This window comes from Caulobacter sp. 602-2 (genome assembly GCF_011043625.1).
Classification (GTDB): Bacteria; Pseudomonadota; Alphaproteobacteria; order Caulobacterales; family Caulobacteraceae; genus Caulobacter.
Genome location: NZ_JAAKGT010000001.1, coordinates 184,805 through 204,987 on the forward strand (window position 1 = coordinate 184,805; position 20,183 = coordinate 204,987).

At 69.9% G+C, this 20,183-nt stretch carries 23 protein-coding genes; 20 read left to right on the top strand and 3 right to left on the bottom strand.

The features are described 5' to 3' along the window. From bamA to G5B46_RS00820, 11 genes are all read left to right on the top strand, one after another. Positions 1 to 2,376, top strand: a complete 2,376-nt coding sequence (gene bamA / locus G5B46_RS00770; protein ID WP_165255228.1) for an outer membrane protein assembly factor BamA — start codon at positions 1 to 3, stop codon at positions 2,374 to 2,376. Between the two features lie 22 nt (positions 2,377 to 2,398). Continuing rightward, entirely contained in the window at positions 2,399 to 3,067 is a 669-nt protein-coding gene (locus G5B46_RS00775) for an OmpH family outer membrane protein (protein WP_165255230.1), read from the top strand. A 136-nt stretch (positions 3,068 to 3,203) separates the two neighbouring features. Continuing rightward, positions 3,204 to 4,229: a UDP-3-O-(3-hydroxymyristoyl)glucosamine N-acyltransferase gene (lpxD, locus tag G5B46_RS00780; RefSeq protein WP_165255232.1), complete on the top strand. Its 1,026-nt coding sequence runs from the start codon at positions 3,204 to 3,206 to the stop codon at positions 4,227 to 4,229. After that, positions 4,226 to 4,702, top strand: coding sequence for a 3-hydroxyacyl-ACP dehydratase FabZ (gene fabZ, locus G5B46_RS00785; protein WP_109101924.1), 477 nt, complete (start codon positions 4,226 to 4,228; stop codon positions 4,700 to 4,702). The genes lpxD and fabZ overlap by 4 nt, the downstream gene beginning before the upstream one ends. Further along, entirely contained in the window at positions 4,699 to 5,493 is a 795-nt protein-coding gene (gene lpxA / locus G5B46_RS00790; protein WP_165255234.1) for an acyl-ACP--UDP-N-acetylglucosamine O-acyltransferase, read from the top strand. Before fabZ ends, lpxA begins: the two co-directional genes overlap by 4 nt. A gap of 2 nt (positions 5,494 to 5,495) precedes the next feature. Continuing rightward, on the top strand, positions 5,496 to 6,329 hold the full coding sequence (gene lpxI / locus G5B46_RS00795; RefSeq protein ID WP_165255236.1) for a UDP-2,3-diacylglucosamine diphosphatase LpxI: 834 nt from the start codon (positions 5,496 to 5,498) through the stop codon (positions 6,327 to 6,329). Further along, on the top strand, positions 6,329 to 7,513 hold the full coding sequence (lpxB, locus tag G5B46_RS00800; RefSeq protein ID WP_165255238.1) for a lipid-A-disaccharide synthase: 1,185 nt from the start codon (positions 6,329 to 6,331) through the stop codon (positions 7,511 to 7,513). The genes lpxI and lpxB overlap by 1 nt, the downstream gene beginning before the upstream one ends. Positions 7,514 to 7,583: 70 nt before the next feature. Next, positions 7,584 to 9,248 (top strand): flagellar hook-length control protein FliK, encoded by a 1,665-nt coding sequence (locus G5B46_RS24795; RefSeq protein ID WP_165255240.1) that lies wholly within the window; start codon positions 7,584 to 7,586, stop codon positions 9,246 to 9,248. Beyond that, a complete protein-coding gene (locus G5B46_RS00810) occupies positions 9,245 to 9,508 on the top strand; it encodes an EscU/YscU/HrcU family type III secretion system export apparatus switch protein (RefSeq protein ID WP_101720286.1) in 264 nt (87 codons plus the stop codon). The genes G5B46_RS24795 and G5B46_RS00810 overlap by 4 nt, the downstream gene beginning before the upstream one ends. A 79-nt stretch (positions 9,509 to 9,587) precedes the next feature. Next, a complete protein-coding gene (locus G5B46_RS00815; protein WP_165255241.1) occupies positions 9,588 to 10,292 on the top strand; it encodes a glutathione S-transferase N-terminal domain-containing protein in 705 nt (234 codons plus the stop codon). 82 nt (positions 10,293 to 10,374) lie between these two features. Next, positions 10,375 to 10,944 carry a 2'-5' RNA ligase family protein gene (locus G5B46_RS00820; protein ID WP_165255243.1) on the top strand — a complete coding sequence of 190 codons (570 nt, stop codon included), beginning with the start codon at positions 10,375 to 10,377 and terminating at the stop codon, positions 10,942 to 10,944. A 1-nt stretch (position 10,945) separates the two neighbouring features. On the opposite strand, the gene G5B46_RS00825 is transcribed toward G5B46_RS00820, so the two are convergent. The 3 genes from G5B46_RS00825 to G5B46_RS00835 all read right to left on the bottom strand — a co-directional run bounded on the left by G5B46_RS00825 (position 10,946) and on the right by G5B46_RS00835 (position 12,232). Further along, positions 10,946 to 11,140, bottom strand: coding sequence for a hypothetical protein (locus G5B46_RS00825; protein WP_165255245.1), 195 nt, complete (start codon positions 11,138 to 11,140; stop codon positions 10,946 to 10,948). 71 nt (positions 11,141 to 11,211) lie between these two features. After that, positions 11,212 to 11,655: a YbaN family protein gene (locus G5B46_RS00830; protein WP_165255246.1), complete on the bottom strand. Its 444-nt coding sequence runs from the start codon at positions 11,653 to 11,655 to the stop codon at positions 11,212 to 11,214. Next, a complete protein-coding gene (locus G5B46_RS00835) occupies positions 11,633 to 12,232 on the bottom strand; it encodes a biliverdin-producing heme oxygenase (RefSeq protein ID WP_165255248.1) in 600 nt (199 codons plus the stop codon). Before G5B46_RS00835 ends, G5B46_RS00830 begins: the two co-directional genes overlap by 23 nt. A 131-nt stretch (positions 12,233 to 12,363) precedes the next feature. Here G5B46_RS00835 and G5B46_RS00840 point away from each other — a divergent pair, with 131 nt between their 5' ends. The 9 genes from G5B46_RS00840 (at position 12,364) to der (ending at position 20,102) form a co-directional block, all read left to right on the top strand. Then, the gene (locus G5B46_RS00840; RefSeq protein ID WP_165255250.1) at positions 12,364 to 12,711 is read left to right on the top strand and encodes an ArsC family reductase; all 348 of its coding nucleotides are present in this window, start codon (positions 12,364 to 12,366) and stop codon (positions 12,709 to 12,711) included. Between the two features lie 123 nt (positions 12,712 to 12,834). After that, positions 12,835 to 13,506 carry an HAD hydrolase-like protein gene (locus tag G5B46_RS00845; RefSeq protein ID WP_346764850.1) on the top strand — a complete coding sequence of 224 codons (672 nt, stop codon included), beginning with the start codon at positions 12,835 to 12,837 and terminating at the stop codon, positions 13,504 to 13,506. A gap of 115 nt (positions 13,507 to 13,621) precedes the next feature. After that, positions 13,622 to 14,017, top strand: a complete 396-nt coding sequence (locus tag G5B46_RS00850) for a DUF6249 domain-containing protein (RefSeq protein ID WP_165255252.1) — start codon at positions 13,622 to 13,624, stop codon at positions 14,015 to 14,017. Between the two features lie 33 nt (positions 14,018 to 14,050). Then, a complete protein-coding gene (locus tag G5B46_RS00855; protein ID WP_165255253.1) occupies positions 14,051 to 14,626 on the top strand; it encodes a sigma-70 family RNA polymerase sigma factor in 576 nt (191 codons plus the stop codon). Continuing rightward, on the top strand, positions 14,619 to 14,999 hold the full coding sequence (locus G5B46_RS00860; protein ID WP_165255255.1) for a hypothetical protein: 381 nt from the start codon (positions 14,619 to 14,621) through the stop codon (positions 14,997 to 14,999). The genes G5B46_RS00855 and G5B46_RS00860 overlap by 8 nt, the downstream gene beginning before the upstream one ends. Before the next feature lie 54 nt (positions 15,000 to 15,053). Then, the gene (gene panB / locus G5B46_RS00865) at positions 15,054 to 15,881 is read left to right on the top strand and encodes a 3-methyl-2-oxobutanoate hydroxymethyltransferase (RefSeq protein ID WP_165255257.1); all 828 of its coding nucleotides are present in this window, start codon (positions 15,054 to 15,056) and stop codon (positions 15,879 to 15,881) included. Between the two features lie 257 nt (positions 15,882 to 16,138). After that, positions 16,139 to 16,888: a tetratricopeptide repeat protein gene (locus G5B46_RS00870; RefSeq protein ID WP_165256458.1), complete on the top strand. Its 750-nt coding sequence runs from the start codon at positions 16,139 to 16,141 to the stop codon at positions 16,886 to 16,888. Further along, on the top strand, positions 16,885 to 18,312 hold the full coding sequence (locus G5B46_RS00875) for a PQQ-like beta-propeller repeat protein (RefSeq protein WP_165255258.1): 1,428 nt from the start codon (positions 16,885 to 16,887) through the stop codon (positions 18,310 to 18,312). Before G5B46_RS00870 ends, G5B46_RS00875 begins: the two co-directional genes overlap by 4 nt. A 122-nt stretch (positions 18,313 to 18,434) precedes the next feature. Next, positions 18,435 to 20,102 (top strand): ribosome biogenesis GTPase Der, encoded by a 1,668-nt coding sequence (gene der / locus G5B46_RS00880; protein ID WP_165255260.1) that lies wholly within the window; start codon positions 18,435 to 18,437, stop codon positions 20,100 to 20,102. Positions 20,103 to 20,183 lie beyond the last annotated feature (81 nt).

Here is a 20,183-nt window from a genome sequence, read left to right on the forward strand (position 1 = left end):
ATGATTGGTCCCATGAGCAAAATTCGCGCCCATAGCGCCGCGTTCGCCACCGGCGTTGCGCTTCTCTTCGGCTCCACCGCCCTGATCGCGCCCCAGGTCGCGTTCGCACAGGCCCAGACCTCGGGCGTGGTGCAGCGCATCGTCGTGCAGGGCAACGAGCGGATCGAGGCGGGCACGGTGCTCTCCTACCTGCCGATCCAGCCCGGCGAGACGGTCGATCCGGCCCGTCTCGACCTGGCGCTGAAGACCCTGGCCCGCACCGACCTCTTCGCCGACGTCTCGATCGAGCTGGTCGGCGGCGACCTGGTGGTCAAGGTCGTCGAGAACCCGATCATCAACCAGGTGGTCTTCGAGGGGAACTCGGCCCTCAAGGAAGACAAGCTGAAGGACGAGGTGCAGATCCGTCCGCGCGGCATCTTCACCCGCGCCAAGGTGCAGGCCGACGTCCAGCGCATCATCGAACTCTATCGCCGCTCGGGCCGCATCTCGGCGACCGTGACGCCGAAGGTGGTCGAGCTGCCGCAAAAGCGCGTCGACCTGGTGTTCGAGATCAACGAAGGCCCCAAGAGCGGCGTCCTGGGCGTCAACTTCCTGGGCAACAAGGAGTTCTCGGACAACGAGCTCTCCGACGTCATCGTCACCAAGGAGTCGCACTGGTACAAGTTCCTGACCAGCAACGACAACTACGACCCTGACCGGATCGAGTACGACCGCGAACAGCTGCGCAAGTTCTACCGCAACCGCGGTTTCTTCGATTTCCGTGTCGTTGCCACCACGGCCGAACTGGCGACCGACAAGAACGGCTTCGCCGTCACCTACACGATCGACGAAGGCCCCAAGTACAAGTTCGGCAAGGTCACCGTCGAAACCGAGCTGAAGAAGCTGGACGGCAACCTGCTGGCCCAGATCCTGCCGATCAAGACCGGCCAGATCTACGAAGACGAGCGCATCGAGCAGGCCACCGACGCCCTGACCTTCGCGGCGGGCGCGGCCGGCTTCGCCTTCGTTGACGTGCGTCCGCGCTACGTGCCCAACCGCGAGACCCAGACGGTCGACGTGGTGTTCTCGGTGCGTGAAGGCCCGCGGGTCTACGTTGACCGCATCGACATCGTCGGCAACACCGCCACGCTCGACTACGTCCTGCGCCGCGAGATGGAAGTCGCCGAAGGCGACGCCTACAACCGCGTCCTGGTCGACCGCTCGCGCAACAACATGCGCCGCCTGGGCTTCTTCAAGGACGTGACCATCGAGGAAGTGCCGAGCAACGCTCCGGACCGCACCAACCTGCGGGTCAAGGTCGAGGAGCAGCCGACGGGCGAACTGTCGTTCAGCGCCGGCTACAGCTCGGTCGACCAGCTCGTGCTGGACGTCGGCGTCACCCAGCGCAACTTCCGCGGCCGCGGCCAGAACCTGCGCGCCCGCGTTTCGGTCGGCTCGCTGCGTCAGCAGGTCGACTTCGCCTTCACCGAGCCGCGTTTCCTGGGCCGTAATTTGGCCGCGGGCGTGAACCTCTATTCGTACCGATATGACCTCAGCGAGTTCGCGGCCTACGACACCAAGTCGCTCGGCGGCGGCTTCACCATGGGCTTCGGCTTGACGCAAAACACCTCGATGAGCCTGCGGTACACCCTGCGCCAGGACGAGGTGGACGTGGCCGACAGCTACTGCGTGCCCGACTCCAGCGGCGTCACGCAGGTCTCCACGGTGCTCTGCGCCCAGCGCGGCGCCTACATGACCTCGCTGATCGGCTATGGCCTGCGGCTCGACAAGCGGAACGATCCGCTGCGTCCGACCCGCGGCTTCTTCGCCGACCTGAACCAGGACCTGGCCGGCTTCGGCGGCGACGTGAACTACCTCAAGACCGAGGTGGACGGCGGCTGGTACTGGGGCTTCAACAAGGACTTCGTGTTCAGCGCCACCGGTTCGGCGGGCTACATCGAAGGCTGGGGCGGCGACAGCGTCCGGATCAACGACCGCTTCTACAAGGGCGGCCAGTCCTTCCGCGGCTTCGAGACGGCCGGTATCGGCCCGCGCGACACGCTGACCGACAACAGCGCGCTGGGCGCCAAGCTGTATGCGATCGGCTCGCTGGAGCTGACCATTCCGACCTTCCTGCCCGAACAATACGGCATCAAGGCCGCGCTGTTCTCCGACTTCGGCACCGCCGGCCAGCTGGACGACATCGACCGCCTGCTGCCCAACGGCGAGTTCAGCGAGACGATCAAGGACAACCTTGGTCTGCGCGCCTCCGCCGGCGTCAGCATCGACTGGAAGTCGCCGATGGGACCGATCCGGTTCGACATCAGCCGCATCCTGGCGAAGGAAGACTACGACCGGACGGAAACCTTCCGTTTCTCCACCTCCACTCGTTTCTAATCTCCACAAGGCTTTAGACGACATGTCCTCCAAGTTCTTCGCCGCCGCCGCTTCGGGCCTGGCCGCGTTCGCCGTGGCCTCGGGCGCCTTCGCTCAAGCCGCCGCCCCGCTCGCCAAGGCTCCGGCCGCTCCGGCCGCCCCGGCGATCACCCATGGCGCGCCGATCGCCAGCCTGTGCGTGTTCTCGGCCGGCGCCGTTCGCGGCACCTCGGCCACCGGCAAGGCGCTCGACGCCCGCCTGAAGGCCCTGCAGACGACGGCCGAGGCGCCGCTGTCGGCCCGTGAAAAGGCCCTGCAGACCAAGATCGACGCGTTCAACGCCGCCGCCAAGACCCCGGCCGCCGACATCAACGCCCGCGAAAAGCAGAAGTCGGACCTGGAACTGGAGCAGAGCGCCCTGCAGCGCGATGCCGCCCACACCCAGATGGAACTGGTCGCCACGGCCGACGCCGCCCAGCAGACCTACTCGGTCGAGCTGCAGCCGGCCGTGATCTCGGCCTACCAGTCCAAGCAATGCGGCGTGCTGCTCGAGCGCAGCGCCGTGGCCATCTTCAACCCGGCCATGGACATCACCCCGCAGATCGTCAGCGCCCTGGACGCCCGCGGCAAGGCCGCTTCGTTCCAGGCCCTGGAGCGCACCAAGCTGACCCCGCAGCAAGCCGCCCAACTGGCCGCCCAGCTGCAGCGCTAAGCACTGTGAGCGCCCGCTCGGCCTTTCCGGCTGGGCGGGCGCTTTCCGTTACGGCATTGACTCGGGGCGGCTTTGGGCCGCCTACACTTCGTCCGTATCGGGCGATTCCCGTGACGGCCGTCGTCGAGAGGTTTGCATGCCGGACCCCCGCTTTTTCGAGACCCTGGGTCCGGTTTCCGTGTCCGATCTGGCGCTTGCCGGCGGAGCGGAACTGGCTGATCCGGGCCTTGGCGAGCGCCTGATCGCCACCGTCGCGCCGCTGGACGGCGCGGGCCCGAACGCCGTCTCCTTCCTTTCCGATCCGCGCAGGGCCAAGGGCCTGTCGGCCTGCCAGGCCGGCGCGATCTTCATGCGTCCCCAGCATCGCGAGTTCGCGCCGCAAGGCTGCGCCGTGCTGCTGACCCCGCATCCTCAGGCCGCCTGGGCCGCCGCCGCCGCGCTGCTGCATGCGCCGCGCCGTCACGAGGCCGGCGCGCCCGCCATCCATCCGTCCGCCGTGCTGGAGGAGGGCGTGCGCCTGTCGCCGGGCGTGGTCGTCGGCCAGGACGCCCGCATCGGCCGCGGCACGGTGATCGGCCCCGGCGCCGTCATCGGCCCCGGCGTCGCTATAGGCCGCGACGGCTTCGTCGGCGCCAACGCCGTTGTCGGCTTCGCCCTGATCGGCGACCGCGTCAGCCTGCACGCCGGTTCGGTGATCGGCGAGGCGGGCTTCGGCGCCGCGCCCGGCGCCAAGGGCGTGGTCGACCTGCCGCAGTTGGGCCGCGTGGTCCTGCAGGACGGGGTGACGCTGGGCGCCAACAGTTGCATCGATCGCGGCGCCTTCGACGACACCACGGTGGGCGAGAACACCAAGATCGACAATCTGGTCCATGTTGCGCACAACGTGCAGCTGGGCCGTAACTGCGTGCTCGCGGCCTATACCGGGCTGTCGGGCACCACGGTCGTCGGCGACGGCGTCGCCTTCGGCGGCAAGGCCGGCGTCGCCGACCACTTGACGATCGGCCCCGGCGCCAGCATCGGGGCGTCCGCCTCGGTGTTCAAGGACGTGCCGGCGGGCGAGACATGGACAGGGTTTCCCGCGCGACCGATCAAACGGTGGCTGCGAGAGACCGCATGGCTGTCGCGCAGCGCGCGCAGTCGGGGGATGAAAGACGAGGCATGAGCCAGACCGAAACCGCGGCCCCGCAGACCGACATCGACATCGCCGAGATCCTCAACCGGATCCCGCACCGCTACCCGTTCCTGCTGGTCGACCGGGCCGAAGCCTACGAGCCGCACAAGTCGATCGTCGGCATCAAGTGCGTGACGGTGAACGAGCCGTTCTTCCAGGGCCATTTCCCGGGCAACCCGGTGATGCCGGGCGTGCTGATCATCGAAGCCTTGGCCCAGACGGGCGCGGTGCTGATGAGCAAGTCGCTGGAAGTCGACACCGCCGGCAAGACGATCTTCTTCATGTCGGTCGACAACGCCCGCTTCCGCAACCCCGTGCGCCCGGGCGACGTCCTGCGCATGGAGGTCGAGGTGCTGCGCGCGCGGTCCAGCATCTTCAAGTTCAAGGGCGTGGCCAAGATCGGCGACAAGGTCGCCGCCGAGGTCGAGTTCGCCGCCATGGTCGTGGAGACCCCGACGAAATGACCAAGATCCATCCGACCGCCATCGTCGACGCCGCCGCCAAGCTGGCTGACGACGTCGAGATCGGGCCGTTCTGCATCGTCGGCCCGGACGTGACCCTGCAGGCCCGCGTGCGCCTGCTGTCGCACGTGGTGGTCGATGGCGTCACCACCATCGGCGAGGACACCGTCGTCCACGCCTTCTCCGCGCTGGGCGGTCCGCCCCAGCATCTGGGCTACAAGGGCGAGCGCACCGAACTGCTGATCGGTCCGCGCAACGTGATCCGCGAGCAGGTGACGATGAACACCGGCACGGCCTCGGGCCGTGGCGTGACCACGATCGGCGCCGACGGCTTCTTCATGGCCGAGGCCCACGTCGCCCACGACTGCACGGTCGGCGACAATGTGGTGCTGGCCAAGGGCGCGACCCTGGGCGGCCATGTCGACGTCGGCAACTTCGTGTTCGTCGGCGGCCTGGCGGCCATCCACCAGTTCTCGCGCGTGGGCCGCTACAGCTTCATCGGCGGCCTGGCCGCCGTGACCAAGGACGTCATCCCGTACGGCTCGGTGTGGGGCAACCACGCCCACCTAGAGGGCCTGAACCTAGTGGGCCTCAAGCGCCGGGGCTTCTCGCGCGAGAGCATCAACGCCCTGCGCGCGGCCTACCGCCTGATGTTCGCCGACGAAGGCACCTTCCAGGAGCGCCTGGACGACGTGGTCGAGACCTATTCGGCCGTGCCTGAGGTGATGGAGATCGTCGACTTCATCCGCGCCGACGGCAACCGTCCGCTGTGCCTGCCCGAGCGCGAGGTCTGATCTTGCGCAAGCTTGGACTGATCGCCGGCGGCGGGGCCCTGCCGATCGAACTGGCCGCCCACTGCGAGCGGGCCGGCCGGCCGTTCTCGGTGATGCGCGTCAAGGGCTTCGCCGATCCGTCGCTCGAGCAGTATCCCGGCGCCGAGGTCGGCATCGCCGAGTTCGGCAAGGCCTTCAAGGCGCTGAAGGAGGAGGGCTGCGAGGCCGTCTGCTTCGCCGGCGTCGTCGATCGCCCCGACTTTTCGGCCCTGATCCCCGATTTCCGGGGTGTGAAGGTGCTGCCGGGCCTGATCAAGGCCGCGCGCGAGGGCGACGACGCCCTGCTGCGCCGCGTGCTTACGGAGTTCGAGAAGGAAGGCTTCATCGTCGAGGGCGCCCACGAGGTGCGCGGCGAGATGACCCTGCCGGCCGGCCCGCTCGGCCGCTACGCTCCGCGCGAACAGCACGGCGCCGACATCGATCGCGCCCTGACCGTGGCCCGCGCCATCGGCGGGCTGGACGTGGGGCAGGGGGCCGTGGTCTGCGACGGCCTCGTTCTGGCCGTCGAGGCCCAGGAAGGCACCGACGCCATGCTGCGGCGGGTCGCCGACCTGCCGCAGGCCGTTCGCGGCTGCCCCGAGGCGCCCAAGGGCGTGCTGGCCAAGGCGCCCAAGCCGATCCAGGAAACCAAGGTCGACCTGCCGACCATCGGCGTCGCCACCATCCAGCGCGCGGCGCGCGCGGGCCTGGCCGGTGTCGTCGGCGAGGCGGGCCGCCTGCTGATCGTCGACCGTGACCAGGTGATCGCCTGCGCCGACGACCTGGGGCTCTTCGTCTACGGCGTCGAGCCGCGCTGATGAGCGCCGGCCGGCCGCTGACGGTCATGCTGGTCGCGGCCGAAGCCTCGGGAGACAATCTCGGCGCGGGCCTGGCCAAGGCGCTGCGGGCGCGGCTGGGCGGCCAGGTGCGCTTCGTCGGCCTGGGCGGCGCGCGTATGGCGGCCGAAGGCGTGCAGAGCCCCTTCGACATCTCCGAACTGTCGATCCTGGGCCTGTTCGAGGGGCTGAAGGCCTATCCGCGCGTGCTGCGCCGGCTGAAGGACGTCGAGGCCCTGGCCGTGCGCGAAAAGCCCGACGTGGCCGTGCTGATCGACGCCTGGGGCTTCAACATCCGCTTGGCCAAGCGCCTGCGGGCGCTCGATCCTTCCATGGCGCTGATCAAGTACGTCGCGCCGCAGGTCTGGGCCTCGCGTCCGGGGCGGGCCGCCACCCTGGCCCAGGCCGTGGACCTGCTGCTGGCCACCCAGCCGATGGACAAGCCGTTCTTCGACGCCGTGGGCCTGCCTAGCGTCTTCGTCGGCAACCCGGCCCTGGCCCGCGACTTCAGCGGCGCCGACGCCGGTCGGGCGCGCGCGGCCATCGGCGCGGGTCCGGACGATCCGATCCTGGCCGTGCTTCCCGGCAGCCGTCCGTCCGAGATCGAGCGCGTGCTGCCGGCCTTCGAGGACGCCGTGCGCATCCTCAAGGCCGACCGCCCCGGCCTGCACGTGGTGGTTCCCGCTGCCCAGACGGTGGCGGCGGCGGTGAAGGCGCGCGTCGCCGGCTGGCCGTTCCGCGCCCACGTCATCGAGGACGACCAGGCCAAGGACGACGCCATGAAGGCCGCGACGGTGGCCCTGGCCTGCAGCGGCACGGTGACCATCGAACTGGCCCTGGCCGGGGCGCCGATGGTCGTGGGCTACAAGATCGGCGCGATCACCTACGCCCTGCTCAAGCGCCTGATGACGCCGCGCTGGGTGACGCTGTTCAACATCGCCGCCGACCAGGAGGTCGCGCCCGAACTGCTGCAGCACGCGTGCACGGGCGAGCGGCTGGCGGCGGCGCTGGCCCGGCGGCTGGACGATCCGGTGCTGCGCGAGCGGCAGGTGGCGCAGCAGTTCGCGGCGCTCGAACGCCTGGGGCGCGGCATGCCCGACCCGGCCGAGGCGGCCGCCGAGGCCATGCTCGACTTCCTGGAAAAGCGAAGCGCTAAAACGGGTTAAGACCCGCTTCACGCCTGTGGATTAATCTCGCGGCAACCTTCTGCGCTCTTGCGCCGCCGTGGAGTCCGCCGTGTCGGTCCAGCCGATTGGAACCGTCGTTCCCAACCTCGCCCCGGTGCAGCCGACGGCGATGGTGGCGGCCGCCGGCCTCCAGGGCGGCCAGACGGGGCAGGCGGGCCTGCCGCCGCCGGCCATGCTGGCCCAACTGGCCATGGCCGAGGCGACCGAGGCGCTGGGCAAGATCGCCGCCCAGCCCGGCGCCGCTCCCGAAACGCCCGACACCGTCGAGAGCCTGCTGAAGGGCGGGGCGACGGGTCAGGCCCGCGAGATCCTGCTGGCCAGCCCGACGATCCAGGCCAGGGTGGTTTCCGACATGGTCGGCCGCGCCGCGTCGGTGCAGGGCGGCATGGCGCCGTTGCTGGCCGACCTGGAGCGGGTCTCGACCTCACCCCAGGCGCCGGCCCTGGTGCGCCAGGCCGCCGCCAACATGCTGGCCCTGCGCTCGCCCATCGACGGCGCGGTGACCGCCGGCGAGATCCGCCAGGCCTTCGGCCGCTCGGGCCTGTTCATGGAAAGCCGCCTGGCCGAGGAGGCGCCCGCGCCGGGCGCCGCGCCGCTGGCCGCCAAGGACCTGAAGGCCGCCATGCTGGTGCTGCGGGCCGCCGTGGCCAGCTGGAGCGCCCAGACCGGCCCGGCCACGCCCCAGGCCCCCCTGACGTCCCGGGCTCCGTCGGCGACGCCCACGCCGATCCCCGCCGCGCCGCAGGGCGCGGCCGCTCCGCCGTCGACCTTGACGGCGAGCGCTCCGGGCCTTCCGCAGCCGATCGCCGAACCGCCTGCCGGCGCCCTTGCGGCCACGCCCGGCGCGCCGCCGCCGGCCGCGATGGCCTCGACGGCCCAGGCCGCGGCCAGGAGCGATCCGCAGCCGCTTCCCGCGACGCCGACTTCCGTTCAGGCCGACGAGGCCGCCGACTCGCCCGTCGCCCGCTTCCTGGCGGCCGTCGCGCCGCCGCCGGCCCCTCGGCAGGCGGCCCAGCCCGCTGCAGCCCTGTTCGTCCTGGCCCAGGAGGCCGCCGCCGGTTTCGAGGAGACGCCTGTCGCCCGGCAGGCCGTGACGCCGCTGGCGCCGCCGCCTGGCAAGGGACCGCCGCCGCCGTTCGCCGGTGGGCCCGTGGTCGCCCAGGCGGCCGCGCCCTCGACGCTGGCGCCCGGCGCCGCGCCGGCTCTCGTGGCCCAGCAACTTGCCAAGGGCGTCGATGCTGCCCTTGCCCGGCAGGAGCTTCTGCAGGCCGCCTCGCTGCCCGAACGAGCGGAGACCGTCCGCCCGTTCGAGAACCGGCTCGTCGACGACAAGCCGGGGCCGCGCTGGGTGTTCGACGTGCCGTTCGCAACGCCGCAGGGCTCGGCCGTGGCCCAGTTCGAGATCAGCCGCGACGGCGGCGGGGGCGGGGCCGCAGGCGGCGTCGCCGAGGCCCGCACTTGGAAAGTCCGTTTCTCGCTCGACGTCGAGCCCATGGGCCGCATCGACGCCCAGCTGGCCCTGACTGGCGAGCGCGCCCGCGTGTCGCTGTGGGCCGAGCGTCCGGAGGCGATGGCCCGGCTGCGCGGCGGCGAAGAGATGCTCAACGCCGCTCTGCGCGAAGCCGCCCTGGAGCCGGAGGTGGCCTTCCACGCCGCCGCGCCGCCGGTCGCGACGCCGGCCGCGCCCGGCCGCTTCCTGGACCAGGCCACATGACCCGCGTCTCCGGTCCCCGCATCGCTGTCGCCCTGCGCTACGACGAGCCGAACGCCCCGCGCGTTGTCGCCAGCGGCCGCGGCTGGGTGGGCGACAAGATCGTCGAGACCGCCCGCGAGCACGGCGTGCCGCTGGAGGAGAACCCCGCGCTGGCCCAGGCCCTGTCGACCATCCCGATGGAGGAGGAGATCCCCGAGGCGCTCTACGTCGCCGTCGCCGAGATCCTCGGCTTCATCCTGCGCTCCGCCAATCGTAACTGACACCAAGAAAGTTACGGTAGGGGGCTGGGCCACGCTCGCGCGGCGCCTATATCGGCCTGGACCCCTTCGAGGAGCTTCCATGACCGACCTCTCGGCCTTCCCGATCGCCAGCCGCTGGCCCGCCGCCCATCCGGATCGCATCCAGCTCTATTCGCTGCCCACGCCCAACGGCGTGAAGGTGTCGATCATGCTGGAGGAGGTGGGCCTGCCGTACGAGCCGCACCTGATCGACATCGGCAAGAACGAGACCTGGACCCCGGAATTCCTCAGCCTGAACCCCAACGGCAAGATCCCGGCGATCATCGATCCCGACGGTCCGGACGGCAAACCCTTCGGCCTGTTCGAGAGCGGCGCGATCCTGGTCTATCTGGCCGAGAAGGCCGGCAAGCTGCTGCCGACCGATCCGGCCGCGCGCTACGAGACCCTGCAGTGGGTGTTCTTCCAGATGGCGGCCGTCGGCCCGATGTTCGGACAGCTGGGCTTCTTCCACAAGTTCGCGGGCCGCGAGTACGAGGACAAGCGCCCGCTGGAGCGCTACCGCGCCGAAAGCCAGCGCCTGCTGGGCGTGCTGGAGACCCGCCTGGAGGGCCGCGATTGGCTGATGGGCGACGACTACACTATCGCCGACGTCGCCACCCTGGGCTGGGTGCGCAACCTCGTCGGCTTCTACGAGGCGGCCGAACTGGTCGACTTCAAGAGCCTGAAGAACGTGCCGGCCTGGCTGGAGCGGGGTCTCGCCCGTCCGGCCGTGCAGCGCGGTCTCAACATCCCGGCGCGCGGCTGATCCCGCAGCGGAGCGGGCGGCGACAGCCGCCTGCTCCGGCGCCATAAGGCAGGCCACCCCTCAACGGCCGCCGATTCTCGTCATGTCGCTGTTTCCCGAACTGGATGGCCCGCCGTCCGACCGCCTGTTCTTCGGCGTCTTCCCCGAGCCGGCCGTGGCCGAGACGATCGCCGGCCGGGCCCGCGATCTGCGGGGGCGGCTTGGCCTTTCCGGCGCGCCGCTGACGCCCGAACGCCTGCATGTCACCCTGCACCACATCGGCGACTACGCCGGCCTGCCGCGCGGCATCGTCGCCCAGGCGCTGGAAGCCGGCGAGGCGGCGTCCTCGGCCGCGCCGTTCGGCGTGACCTTCGACAAGGCCGCCAGCTTCAACAATCGCGGCAACAACCCCTGCGTGCTGCAGGGCGGGGAGGGGCTGCTCGCCCTGCACGACTTCCAGAAGGCGCTGGGCCTTTCCATGGCCCGCGCGGGGCTGGGCAAGCAGGTCGCCAGGCAGTTCAACCCGCACGTGACGCTGCTCTACGACCGCGCCCTAGCGCCGGAGACGCCGGTCGAGCCCGTGTCGTGGGGCGTCTCCGAGTTCCTGCTGATCCACAGCCTGCTGGGCCAGACCCGGCACATCGTGCTTGGGCGCTGGCCCCTGAAGGGATGATCTAGCGATCCTGCACGTTGCCGGAATGGCTGGTGTTCTGGCGCAGGTTCCCGTGCCGGCCCTGTTCGGCCAGGTTGACGTCGGCGTTGCCAGGATCGGGTGATTGCAGGCCTTCGCGGCTGGCGTGGCCTTCGATGTCGGGCTTCTGGCCCTTGAAGGCGCGTTGCTCGCGCGGAATGGGCGGGGCCTTGGACATGGCTTCCTCCTTGGGGTTGTCGGAGGAAAACCGTCGGGGCGCGGGCGGCGTTCCCAGCGCCCAGCTTGCCGTCAGGCCGCCGGCGGAGCCGGGCGCGAGACCACGAAGGCCGCGCACGCGGCCATGATCGCGCCCACCAGCAGGCCCAGCCACAGCTTGGGACGGGCCGCGACCAGGAAGATCGCCATGCCGCTGGCCATCCCCAGGCAGGCCAGCACCTTGGCCTTGCGCGGGATCGCGCCATTGGCGCGCCAGGCGCGGATCGACGGGCCGAACCGCGGATGGTTCAGCAGCCAGGCCTCCAGCCTGGGCGAGGACTTTCCAAAGCAGCCGGCCGCCAGGATCAGGAAGATCGTCGTCGGCAGCAGCGGCAGGAAGGCCCCGGCTATGCCAAGGCCGGTGAACGCCAAGCCGGCGACCAGGTAGCCGACCCGCAGGCCGCGCGAGGCGGGCAGGGCCGCCTCCGGGGCGTCCAGTTCCAGGGAAGGCGGTTCAGCCGAAGGCGGCGTCGACATAGGCCTGCACCCGTGAGAAGGCGGCTTCCGCGCCGGCGATGGCGCGCGCCTCGCCCGCTTCGTCCAGCCCGGCCGCGTCCAGGGAGGCGGTGAACTGGCGCCAGTGGGCGGCGCGACCGTCAGGATGACCCGCAAGGTGGCGCGCGCCGAAGGTCTCGTCCAGGCCGAGCTTGGCGGCGGCCTTGAACAGGAACGCCGCGCCCAGGTTCGAGCCTTCGGCCACGTAGAGCCAGCCCAGGGCGGTGGCGAGATCCGGCTCGTCCTCGGCCGTGAAGGCCGGCGGCGGCAGGTCGGCGAGGGCGTCGAGGCCAAGGTCGGTTCGGTCCTGGGCGATCTGCGAGAAGCGGCGGCGGCCGTCGAGGTCGGGCAGGCGCTCGGCCAGTTCGGGCCGCAGGTAAAGGCCGTCGATGTCGCGATGGAACCGATACTGCACGTCGAGGAACCGTCCATAGCGCGCGCGGTCGGCGAACGGCTGGCCTGCCATGATGCTCTTGTCGAGACGCTCGTGCGTCGCCTCCGTGCCGGCCTTCAGCCGCTTGGCGAGGGAAGGGGCTTGGGCGAGGGCGAGATCGGTCATGGAAGTCATGTTGTCATGTCGCGACTGAGACGCAACTGCTCCGGGTCAAATCCGACCGCGCCTCGGACGAAAATGCTAATCGGATGGGGAAGGGGCCGACTCGCGGCCCGGGATCTCTGGAGCGCGCCCCGATGACGGTGACGATCTACGGCATCAAGGCCTGCGACACGATGAAGAAGGCCCGCACCTGGCTCGACGAGCACGGCGTGGCCTACGCCTTCCACGACTACAAGGTCTCGGGCGCGGACCGCGCCGACGTCGAGCGCTGGGTCGCGCAACTGGGCTGGGAGACGGTTCTCAACCGCGCCGGCACGACCTTCCGCAAGCTGCCCGACGCCGACAAGGCGGGCGTCGACGCCGGCAAGGCCGTCGAGCTGATGCTGGCGCAGCCCTCGATGATCAAGCGGCCGATTCTCGACGTCGACGGCAAGCTGCTGGCGGGCTTCAAACCCGATCAGTACACGGCCATTCTCGCCTGACGAGCGAAACGCCGCTTGCGCGATTGACGCGAGTTGGCGAACTTTGGGGCGACAAGGACCGCGTGCAGCGGCTAAGTCTAGAGGAAACGGCCGGTTCGTCCGGCGGCAGGGCATTGAGTGGGCGTGACTTCGGGGCTTCCCTACGATCTGGCGATCTTTGATTTCGACGGCACGCTGGCCGACAGCGGCGCCGTGGTGCTGAAGCTCGTCAACCCGATGGCCAGGATGTACGGCTTCAAGAGCGTCACCGACGAGGAAGTCGAGATGCTGCGCGGCCGTCCCAACCGCGAGATCATCAAGTACTTGGGCGTCTCGGCCTGGAAGATCCCGATCATCGCCGCCCACGGCAAGAAGCTGATGGCCGCCGAGATCGGCTCGATCGGGCTGTTTCCCGGCGTTCCCGACATGCTCAAGGCCTTGGCGGCCGGCGGCGTGCGCCTGGCCGTGGTCAGCTCCAACAGCGAGGCGACGATTCGCACCGTGCTGGGACCCGACCTCGCCAAGCTGATCGACCACTATGGCTGCGGCGCCTCGCTGTTCGGCAAGGCCAAGAAGTTCACCAAGGTCATCAAGACCGCCCGGGTGAAGCCGGGCCGGGTGATCTCGATCGGCGACGAGACCCGCGACATCGACGCGGCCAACGCGCTGGGCCTGGCGTCCGGCGCCGTCACCTGGGGCTACGCCACCCGCCAATTGCTGGTCGACCATGCGCCGACCGTGCTGCTCGACGCGGTCGACGACATCGTCGCGCGCCTGACCCTGCGGGCCGAAGCGCCGGCCGTCGCTACGGCCTGATCTCCCTTACGAAAGTTTCATCTCGGACGGCGCCTCCAAACGGCGCCGTCGAAGCCTCTTCCCTGTACGAGACGAAAGCGACAGGCTCTCGTCGGACTTTCGAGGGGAACGAGTCATGGAAGACATTCTGGTCCCGCTGGGCTTTTTCGCGATGATCGCCGCCATCGTGCTGGTGCCGGTGTGGTTGCGGGCCCGCAACAAGCAGGAAATGCAGGCGACCGTGCGCACGGCGATCGAGAAGGGCCAGGCCCTTCCGCCTGAGCTGGTCGATGCGATGACCAAGGACATCAAGCCGCCGAAGGAATCGACGGCGGTGCGCGACATCCGGGCCGGGGTGATCCTGATCGCCGTCGGCGCGGGCCTGGCCGTGATGGGCCTGATCCTGGGTCAGAGCCACGACGAGGCCTTTCATCCCCTGCTCGGCGCGGCGGCCATCCCGGCCCTGATCGGCGCCGCCTACGTGGTTCTCAGCTTCTTCAACCCCAACAAGGGTTACCGGCCGGACGCCTGACGCAGACGCCTGGGGGAAGAGGGGACTTTCATCATGGGCATCGAACGCCCACCCACCACCGGTCACGACGTCGAGCTGGCGGCTCTTGCCGCCACAGGCGACCGCCGGGCCTACGGGGAGCTGGTGCGCAGGCACGGCTCGGCCGTGAGAGGCCTGCTGCGTCGCCTGGGCGCGGATCCGGCCACGGCCGACGACGTCGCCCAGGACGCCTTCCTGGTCGGCTTCGAGCAGATCGCCGACTATCGCGGCGAGGGGGCTTTCGGCGGCTGGATCAAGAAGACCGCCGCGCGGCTCTACCTGCGCAAGGTCAAGCGCGACGCGCGCCTGATCTTCTCGGACGCCGCGCCGGAAGAGCCGTCGCCGACGATCTCGGACGCGGCGCCCGGCGACCGGCTGGATCTCGACGAGGCGCTGAAGGGCCTGTCGCACGGCGAACGGCTGTGCGTCTCGCTCTGCTACGGCGCGGACTGGTCTCATGCGGAGGCGGCGGAGGCCTTGAACATCCCGATCGGCACGGTCAAATCCCATGTCAAACGTGGTCTGGATAAACTCAGGGCCAGGCTGGCCCCGCCCACGGACGCCTCGGCGCGGAGGGAAGGTCATGGTTGATCGCGACTTCGATGCGCAGCTGTCGCGTCTGTTCGCCGAGCCGCCGGGGTTCCCCGACGCCGAGGCCTTCCACGCGCGGGTCGAAGGGCGGCTCGACCGGGGCTGGGCGCTGCGTCGCCTGGCGATCGGCGCGGCCGGCGGCGTCGCGGGCCTGATCGCGGTCGGGCAGCTGATCGCCAGCCGCTTCGCCGGCGACCTGCGGCGCGCTTCGGACCAGGGCGTCAGCTCGGTGGATCTGGGCGTCGACAAGCTGATGGACCAGGTGAATCAGTTCGTCGCCACCCCGGCCAGCGTAGAAACCCTTTGGCTCGGCGCCGCTCTTGCGGCTATCGCTCTGGCCTTCGCCGTCACCCGACTGGTCGAAGAGTTCTAATCCGGAGGCGGCCCCGCCGCGCTCCGGGCGTCCGCAATAGAGCCGGAGCGAGTATTGTCCGCCCATCGTCAGGAGACGGTCCGCCGTCTCGCCGCCCCCGATATCGCCGCCCGTAAGGGCGGCGTTCCGATCGTCTGCCTCACCGCCTACACCGCCCCGGTGGCGGCCGCCCTCGACGACGCCTGCGACGTGCTGCTGGTCGGCGACTCGCTGGGCATGGTCGTGCACGGCCTGCCCAACACCGTCGGCGTGACGATGGAGATGATGATCCTGCACGGCCAGGCGGTCATGCGCGGTTCGCGCAAGGCCATGGTCGTGGTCGACATGCCCTTCGGTTCGTACGAGGGCGCGCCGGAAGAGGCCTATGCCAACGCCGTGCGCATCATGAAGGAAACCGGTGCCCAGGCCGTGAAGGTCGAGAGCGGCCCGACGGTGCCGCAGACCATCCGCTATCTCGTCGACCGCGGCGTGCCGGTGATGGGCCATGTGGGCCTGCGCCCGCAGGCGGTGCTGGTCGACGGCGGCTTCAAGGCCAAGGGCCGCGACGAGGAAGGCCGCCAGAAGATCCTGGCCGAAGCCCGCGCCACCGCCGACGCCGGCGCCTTCGCCGTCGTCATCGAGGGCGTGGCCGAGGCCCTGGCCCGCGAGATCACCGAGGCCATCGCTCCGCCGACCATCGGCATCGGCGCCTCGGCCGGCTGCGACGGCCAGGTGCTGGTCAGCGACGACATGCTGGGCCTGTTCGACTGGACGCCCAAGTTCGTGCGCCGCTACGCCGACCTCAAGGGAGCGATCGAGAAGGCCGCCGCCGACTACGCCCGCGACGTCAAGGACCGCAGCTTCCCCGGCGCGGCCGAGACCTACTACGCCAAGAAGGACTGATCGGGCCGCCCCCTCAGTCGCTCCGCGACGGCTTCCCCTTTTGGGGGAGGCTGCCCGGAGGGCCGGAGGGGGTCTGCGCCGACAGTTGTCGATGGGCCGGCAAACCGGGGTTCCCCGCCGTTGCGGCGGCGGCGGACACGCTATAGGTTCGCCGCCTGCGTCGCGGCCCGCGCCTCGACTCCTGATGTTTCAACCTCGCGTCGCGTTTCATGACCGACGCCCCGGCGCCGCCCGGCGCCCGTACTGGAGCCTCGTTCGTGGTCGATGTGTTTGACGAGGTCGAAGAGCAGCTTCGCTCCGACCGCTACAAGACCTTCGCGCTGAAGTCGCTGCCCGTCCTGGGCGCGGTCGCCGCGATCGCGGTTCTGGGCGTCGGTGGCTGGTGGGGCTGGAGCGTCTACGAGAGCAGCCGCGCCAACAAGGCCTCGGAAGCCATCCAGAAGACCCTCGAAGTCTACGAGAAGGACGGCCCGGCCAAGGCGTTCGCCGAGTTCGAAAAGCTGTCGAAGGACGGCAACCCGGGCTACCGCGCCCTGGCCTTCATGCAGATGGGCGGCATCCGCCTCGACGAGGGCAAGACGAAGGAAGCTGTCGGTTATTTCGACGAAGCGGCCAAGATTGCTCCCGATCCTGTCATGGGTGACATAGCGCGCCTCAAATCCGCCTTCGCGCTCATGGACACGGCTCCGTATCAGGAGATCGAGTCGAGGCTGACCCCGTTGACCGGCGAGAAGAGCCCTTACCGCGTGCAGGCCAAGGAAGCCTTGGCGTTCGCCAAGCTTCAGGCCGGCAAGCCGGCCGAGGCGCGCGGCGACTTCGTCGTGCTCTCGCTGCTGTCGGACGCCTCGGACGACACCCGCCAGCGCGCCCAGGCGGCGATCCAGATGATCGACTCCGGCTCGGCCAAGGCCCTGCCGGCCGCCGTCAAGGCCGCTCTCGCCCTGCCGCCGCAGGTCCAACTCGCGCCCGGCCAATTGCCGCCGGGCCTGCAACCCCAAGCTCAATGAGCCGCCGACCCATGACCCTGAAGCGTTCCCTGCTGCTCGCCGCGATGATGTCGGCCGCGGTGTCGGTGACCGGTTGCTCGACGGTGTCGAAGCTCAACCCCTTCGGCAAGGACGACAAGAACAAGGCCACCGCCAGCCAAGGCCAGCGGATCTCGGTCATCGCCTTTGACCAGAAGGTCGAGGCGGCCGACGGCCTGAAGGGCGTCGACTTCTTCCTGCCCGAGCCGCAGGCCCAGGCCGACTGGCGCCTGCCGGGCGGCAGCCCCGAGCAGTCGGTCGAGCACGTCGCCGCCGGCAAGGACTTCGAGATCGCCTGGCGCAAGGGCTTTGGCCAAAAGGCCAACCGCACCTTCCACATCACCGCCAATCCCGTCTCGGCCGAGGGCAAGATCTTCGTGCTCGACGGCGAGGCCAAGGTCTCGGCGCTCGACGCCGTCACCGGCGAGACCCTGTGGCGCCAGGACCTGCGTCCGGCTCGCCAGCCGGGCAAGCGCGGCTTCATGGGCATCGGCGGCCGCAAGGACGACACCAAGGGCTTCGGCGGCGGCGTGGCCTATGCCGACGGCAAGCTCTACGTCTCGTCGGGCTTCCGCTTCGTGGCCCAGCTGGACGCCGCCACCGGCAAGGAAAACTGGCGCCAGGCCACCAGCACGCCGGTCCACGCCGCGCCGACCGTGGTCGACGGCCGCGTCTTCGTCGTCTCGACCGACAACGAGCTGCTGACCTTCGCCGCGGCCGACGGCACGCCGGGCTGGACCTATCAGGCCCTGATCGAGCCGGCTCGCATCCTGGGCGCCTCTAGCCCCGCCGTCAGCGGCGACACCGTCGTCGCCGGCTTCGCTTCGGGCGAACTGGTGGCCCTGCGCACCGGCAACGGCAACGACCTGTGGAGCGAGGCCCTCAGCCGCGCCAGTCGCACCAACGCCCTGTCGGAGATCCGCGACATCGCCGGTCGTCCGGTGATCTACAAGGGCGACGTCTACGCCGTCAGCCACTCGGGCGTGTTCGCCGCCACCGACCTGCGCACCGGCCAGGCCCGCTGGACCCTGCCGGTCACCGCCATCACCACCCCGTGGCCGGTCGGCGACGTGGTCTACGTGGTCGACAAGGCCGGCCAGGTGATCTGCGCCTCGCGCGACAGCGGCCAGGTCCACTGGATCCGCGACCTCAACGAGACTGACAAGCTTTCCAAGAAGCAGAAGAAGAAGCTGGCCAAGCGTCCGCGCATTTGGTCCAGCCCGATCCTGGCTTCTGGCCGCCTGATCACGGTGTCGAGCTACGGCGAGGCCGTGGCCCTGAACCCCAAGACCGGCGCCACGGAAAAGACCCTGAAGATCGGCGCGCCGGTGCTGCTGGCCCCGATCGCCGTCGGCGACAAGGTCTTCGTCACCACCGACGAGGCGGACCTGATCGCGATCCGCTGACGCCGTCCGGGGCCTCCAACGGCTCCGGTTGAAGTTCAAACCCGTCCCGGGCCCGGGCTGGCGAATCGCCGGCCCGGGCTTGTTGCTTTGCCGGGACCAGAAAAATCGACTACTGACCGCCTATGCCTTTGAAACTCGCCATCGTCGGCCGCCCCAATGTGGGCAAGTCCACGCTGTTCAACCGCCTCGCCGGCAAGAAGCTGGCCCTGGTCGACGACCAGCCGGGGGTCACCCGTGACCGTCGGTTCGCGCACGGCCGCCTCGGCGACCTCGATCTGGAGCTGATCGACACCGCCGGCTTCGAGGACGTCACCGACGAGAGCCTGGAAGCGCGCATGCGCGCCCAGACCGAGCTGGCCATCGACGAGGCCGACGTGGCGCTGTTCGTGTTCGACGCCCGCGAAGGCCTGACGCCGCTCGACAAGATCTTCGCCGAGATGCTGCGCCGCCGGAACAAGCCGGTGGTCGTGGCGGCCAACAAGTCCGAGAGCAAGCAGGCCGAGGCCGGCGCCGCCGAAGCCCACCAACTGGGCCTGGGCGCGCCGGTGCCGATCAGCGGCGAGCACGGCGAGGGCATGGCCGATCTCTATGCGGCGCTTCTGGCGGTGACGCCCGAGGAGCTGCAGGAAGAGTTCGAGGACTACGACGACGACACCAAGCCGATCAAGATCGCCATCATCGGCCGTCCGAACGCCGGCAAGTCGACCCTGGTCAACCGCCTGATCGGCGAGCAGCGCCTGCTGACCGGACCCGAGGCCGGCATCACCCGCGATTCGATCTCGGTCGACTGGACGTGGGACGGCCGCAAGATCCGCCTGGTCGACACCGCCGGCCTGCGCAAGAAGGCCAAGGTCAACGAGAAGCTCGAGAAGCTTTCGACCCAGGACACCATCCGCTCGATGACCTTCGCCGAGGTCGTGCTGCTGGTGATGGACGCCACCCATCCGTTCGAGACGCAGGACCTGCAGATCGCCGACCTGGCCGAGCGGGAAGGGCGTTGCGTCGTCTTCGTGCTGGCCAAGTGGGACCTGATCGAGGATCCCGGCCAGATCCTCAAGGAATTCAACGAACACGCCGAGCGCATGCTGCCCCAGCTGCGCGGCGCGCCCGTCGTGGCGCTGTCGGGCGAGACGGGCCGCGGGGTCGAGCGCCTGATGCCGGCCGTCATCAAGACGCACCGCGACTGGTCGACAAAGGTCAAGACCCGCGACCTGAACGACTGGCTGCAGATGGCCATGCAGCGCCACCCGCCGCCCGCCGTGAACGGAAAGCGCGTGAAGCCTAAGTACATGGCCCAGACCAAGGCCCGTCCGCCGACGTTCGTGCTGTTCTCCAGCCGCGCCGACCAGATGCCCGACCACTATCGGCGCTACCTGGTCAACAGCCTGCGCGAGAGCTTCGACCTGCCGGGCGTGCCGCTGCGCATCACCATCAAGTCGGGCGCCAACCCCTATGCCGACGCCGACCAGGGTCCGGCGCGGGGCAAGCGCGCCTTCGACAAGAAGGAAGCCGAGAAGGCGCGCCTGAAGGCGGCTCGCAACACGGTCAAGAAGTCGGCCCAGAAGGCGACGATCTCGGCCGAGGCGCCGGCCGACGCCGGCAAGGCCGCCGTCAAGTCGGTCAAGCCGCAGGGACCCAAGGCGCAGAAGAAGGTCTCGACCGCTCCCAGCTACAAGGTCGGGACCAAGGCCGCCGGCGGCAAGGCCGGCTCGGCGCCCCGCCGTCCCGTGGCCGGCTCGCGCGTCGTGCGTGGCAACAAGACCCCCGGCGGCAAGCCCAAGGGGCGGTAGTCAACGCCGGCTCGAACGCTGAAAGCCTCGCCCTGGAAGCCAGGGCGAGGCTTTTTGCTTTTGGGGACGGCGGATGTTCCT

Bases quoted from the DNA above. Each gene is read 5' to 3' on its own strand.
- G5B46_RS00820 (WP_165255243.1), top strand. From the start codon at position 10,375: ATGTCGCTGTTTCCCGAACTGGATGGCCCGCCGTCCGACCGCCTGTTC.
- G5B46_RS00875 (WP_165255258.1), top strand. From the start codon at position 16,885: ATGAGCCGCCGACCCATGACCCTGAAGCGTTCCCTGCTGCTCGCCGCG.
- G5B46_RS00810 (WP_101720286.1), top strand. From the start codon at position 9,245: ATGACCCGCGTCTCCGGTCCCCGCATCGCTGTCGCCCTGCGCTACGAC.
- fabZ (WP_109101924.1), top strand. From the start codon at position 4,226: ATGAGCCAGACCGAAACCGCGGCCCCGCAGACCGACATCGACATCGCC.
- lpxD (WP_165255232.1), top strand. From the start codon at position 3,204: ATGCCGGACCCCCGCTTTTTCGAGACCCTGGGTCCGGTTTCCGTGTCC.
- lpxA (WP_165255234.1), top strand. From the start codon at position 4,699: ATGACCAAGATCCATCCGACCGCCATCGTCGACGCCGCCGCCAAGCTG.
- bamA (WP_165255228.1), top strand. From the start codon at position 1: ATGATTGGTCCCATGAGCAAAATTCGCGCCCATAGCGCCGCGTTCGCC.
- der (WP_165255260.1), top strand. From the start codon at position 18,435: ATGCCTTTGAAACTCGCCATCGTCGGCCGCCCCAATGTGGGCAAGTCC.
- G5B46_RS00860 (WP_165255255.1), top strand. From the start codon at position 14,619: ATGGTTGATCGCGACTTCGATGCGCAGCTGTCGCGTCTGTTCGCCGAG.
- G5B46_RS00850 (WP_165255252.1), top strand. From the start codon at position 13,622: ATGGAAGACATTCTGGTCCCGCTGGGCTTTTTCGCGATGATCGCCGCC.
- G5B46_RS00825 (WP_165255245.1), bottom strand. From the start codon at position 11,140: ATGTCCAAGGCCCCGCCCATTCCGCGCGAGCAACGCGCCTTCAAGGGC.
- G5B46_RS00775 (WP_165255230.1), top strand. From the start codon at position 2,399: ATGTCCTCCAAGTTCTTCGCCGCCGCCGCTTCGGGCCTGGCCGCGTTC.
- G5B46_RS00840 (WP_165255250.1), top strand. From the start codon at position 12,364: ATGACGGTGACGATCTACGGCATCAAGGCCTGCGACACGATGAAGAAG.
- G5B46_RS00835 (WP_165255248.1), bottom strand. From the start codon at position 12,232: ATGACCGATCTCGCCCTCGCCCAAGCCCCTTCCCTCGCCAAGCGGCTG.
- G5B46_RS00815 (WP_165255241.1), top strand. From the start codon at position 9,588: ATGACCGACCTCTCGGCCTTCCCGATCGCCAGCCGCTGGCCCGCCGCC.
- G5B46_RS00855 (WP_165255253.1), top strand. From the start codon at position 14,051: ATGGGCATCGAACGCCCACCCACCACCGGTCACGACGTCGAGCTGGCG.
- G5B46_RS00830 (WP_165255246.1), bottom strand. From the start codon at position 11,655: ATGTCGACGCCGCCTTCGGCTGAACCGCCTTCCCTGGAACTGGACGCC.
- lpxB (WP_165255238.1), top strand. From the start codon at position 6,329: ATGAGCGCCGGCCGGCCGCTGACGGTCATGCTGGTCGCGGCCGAAGCC.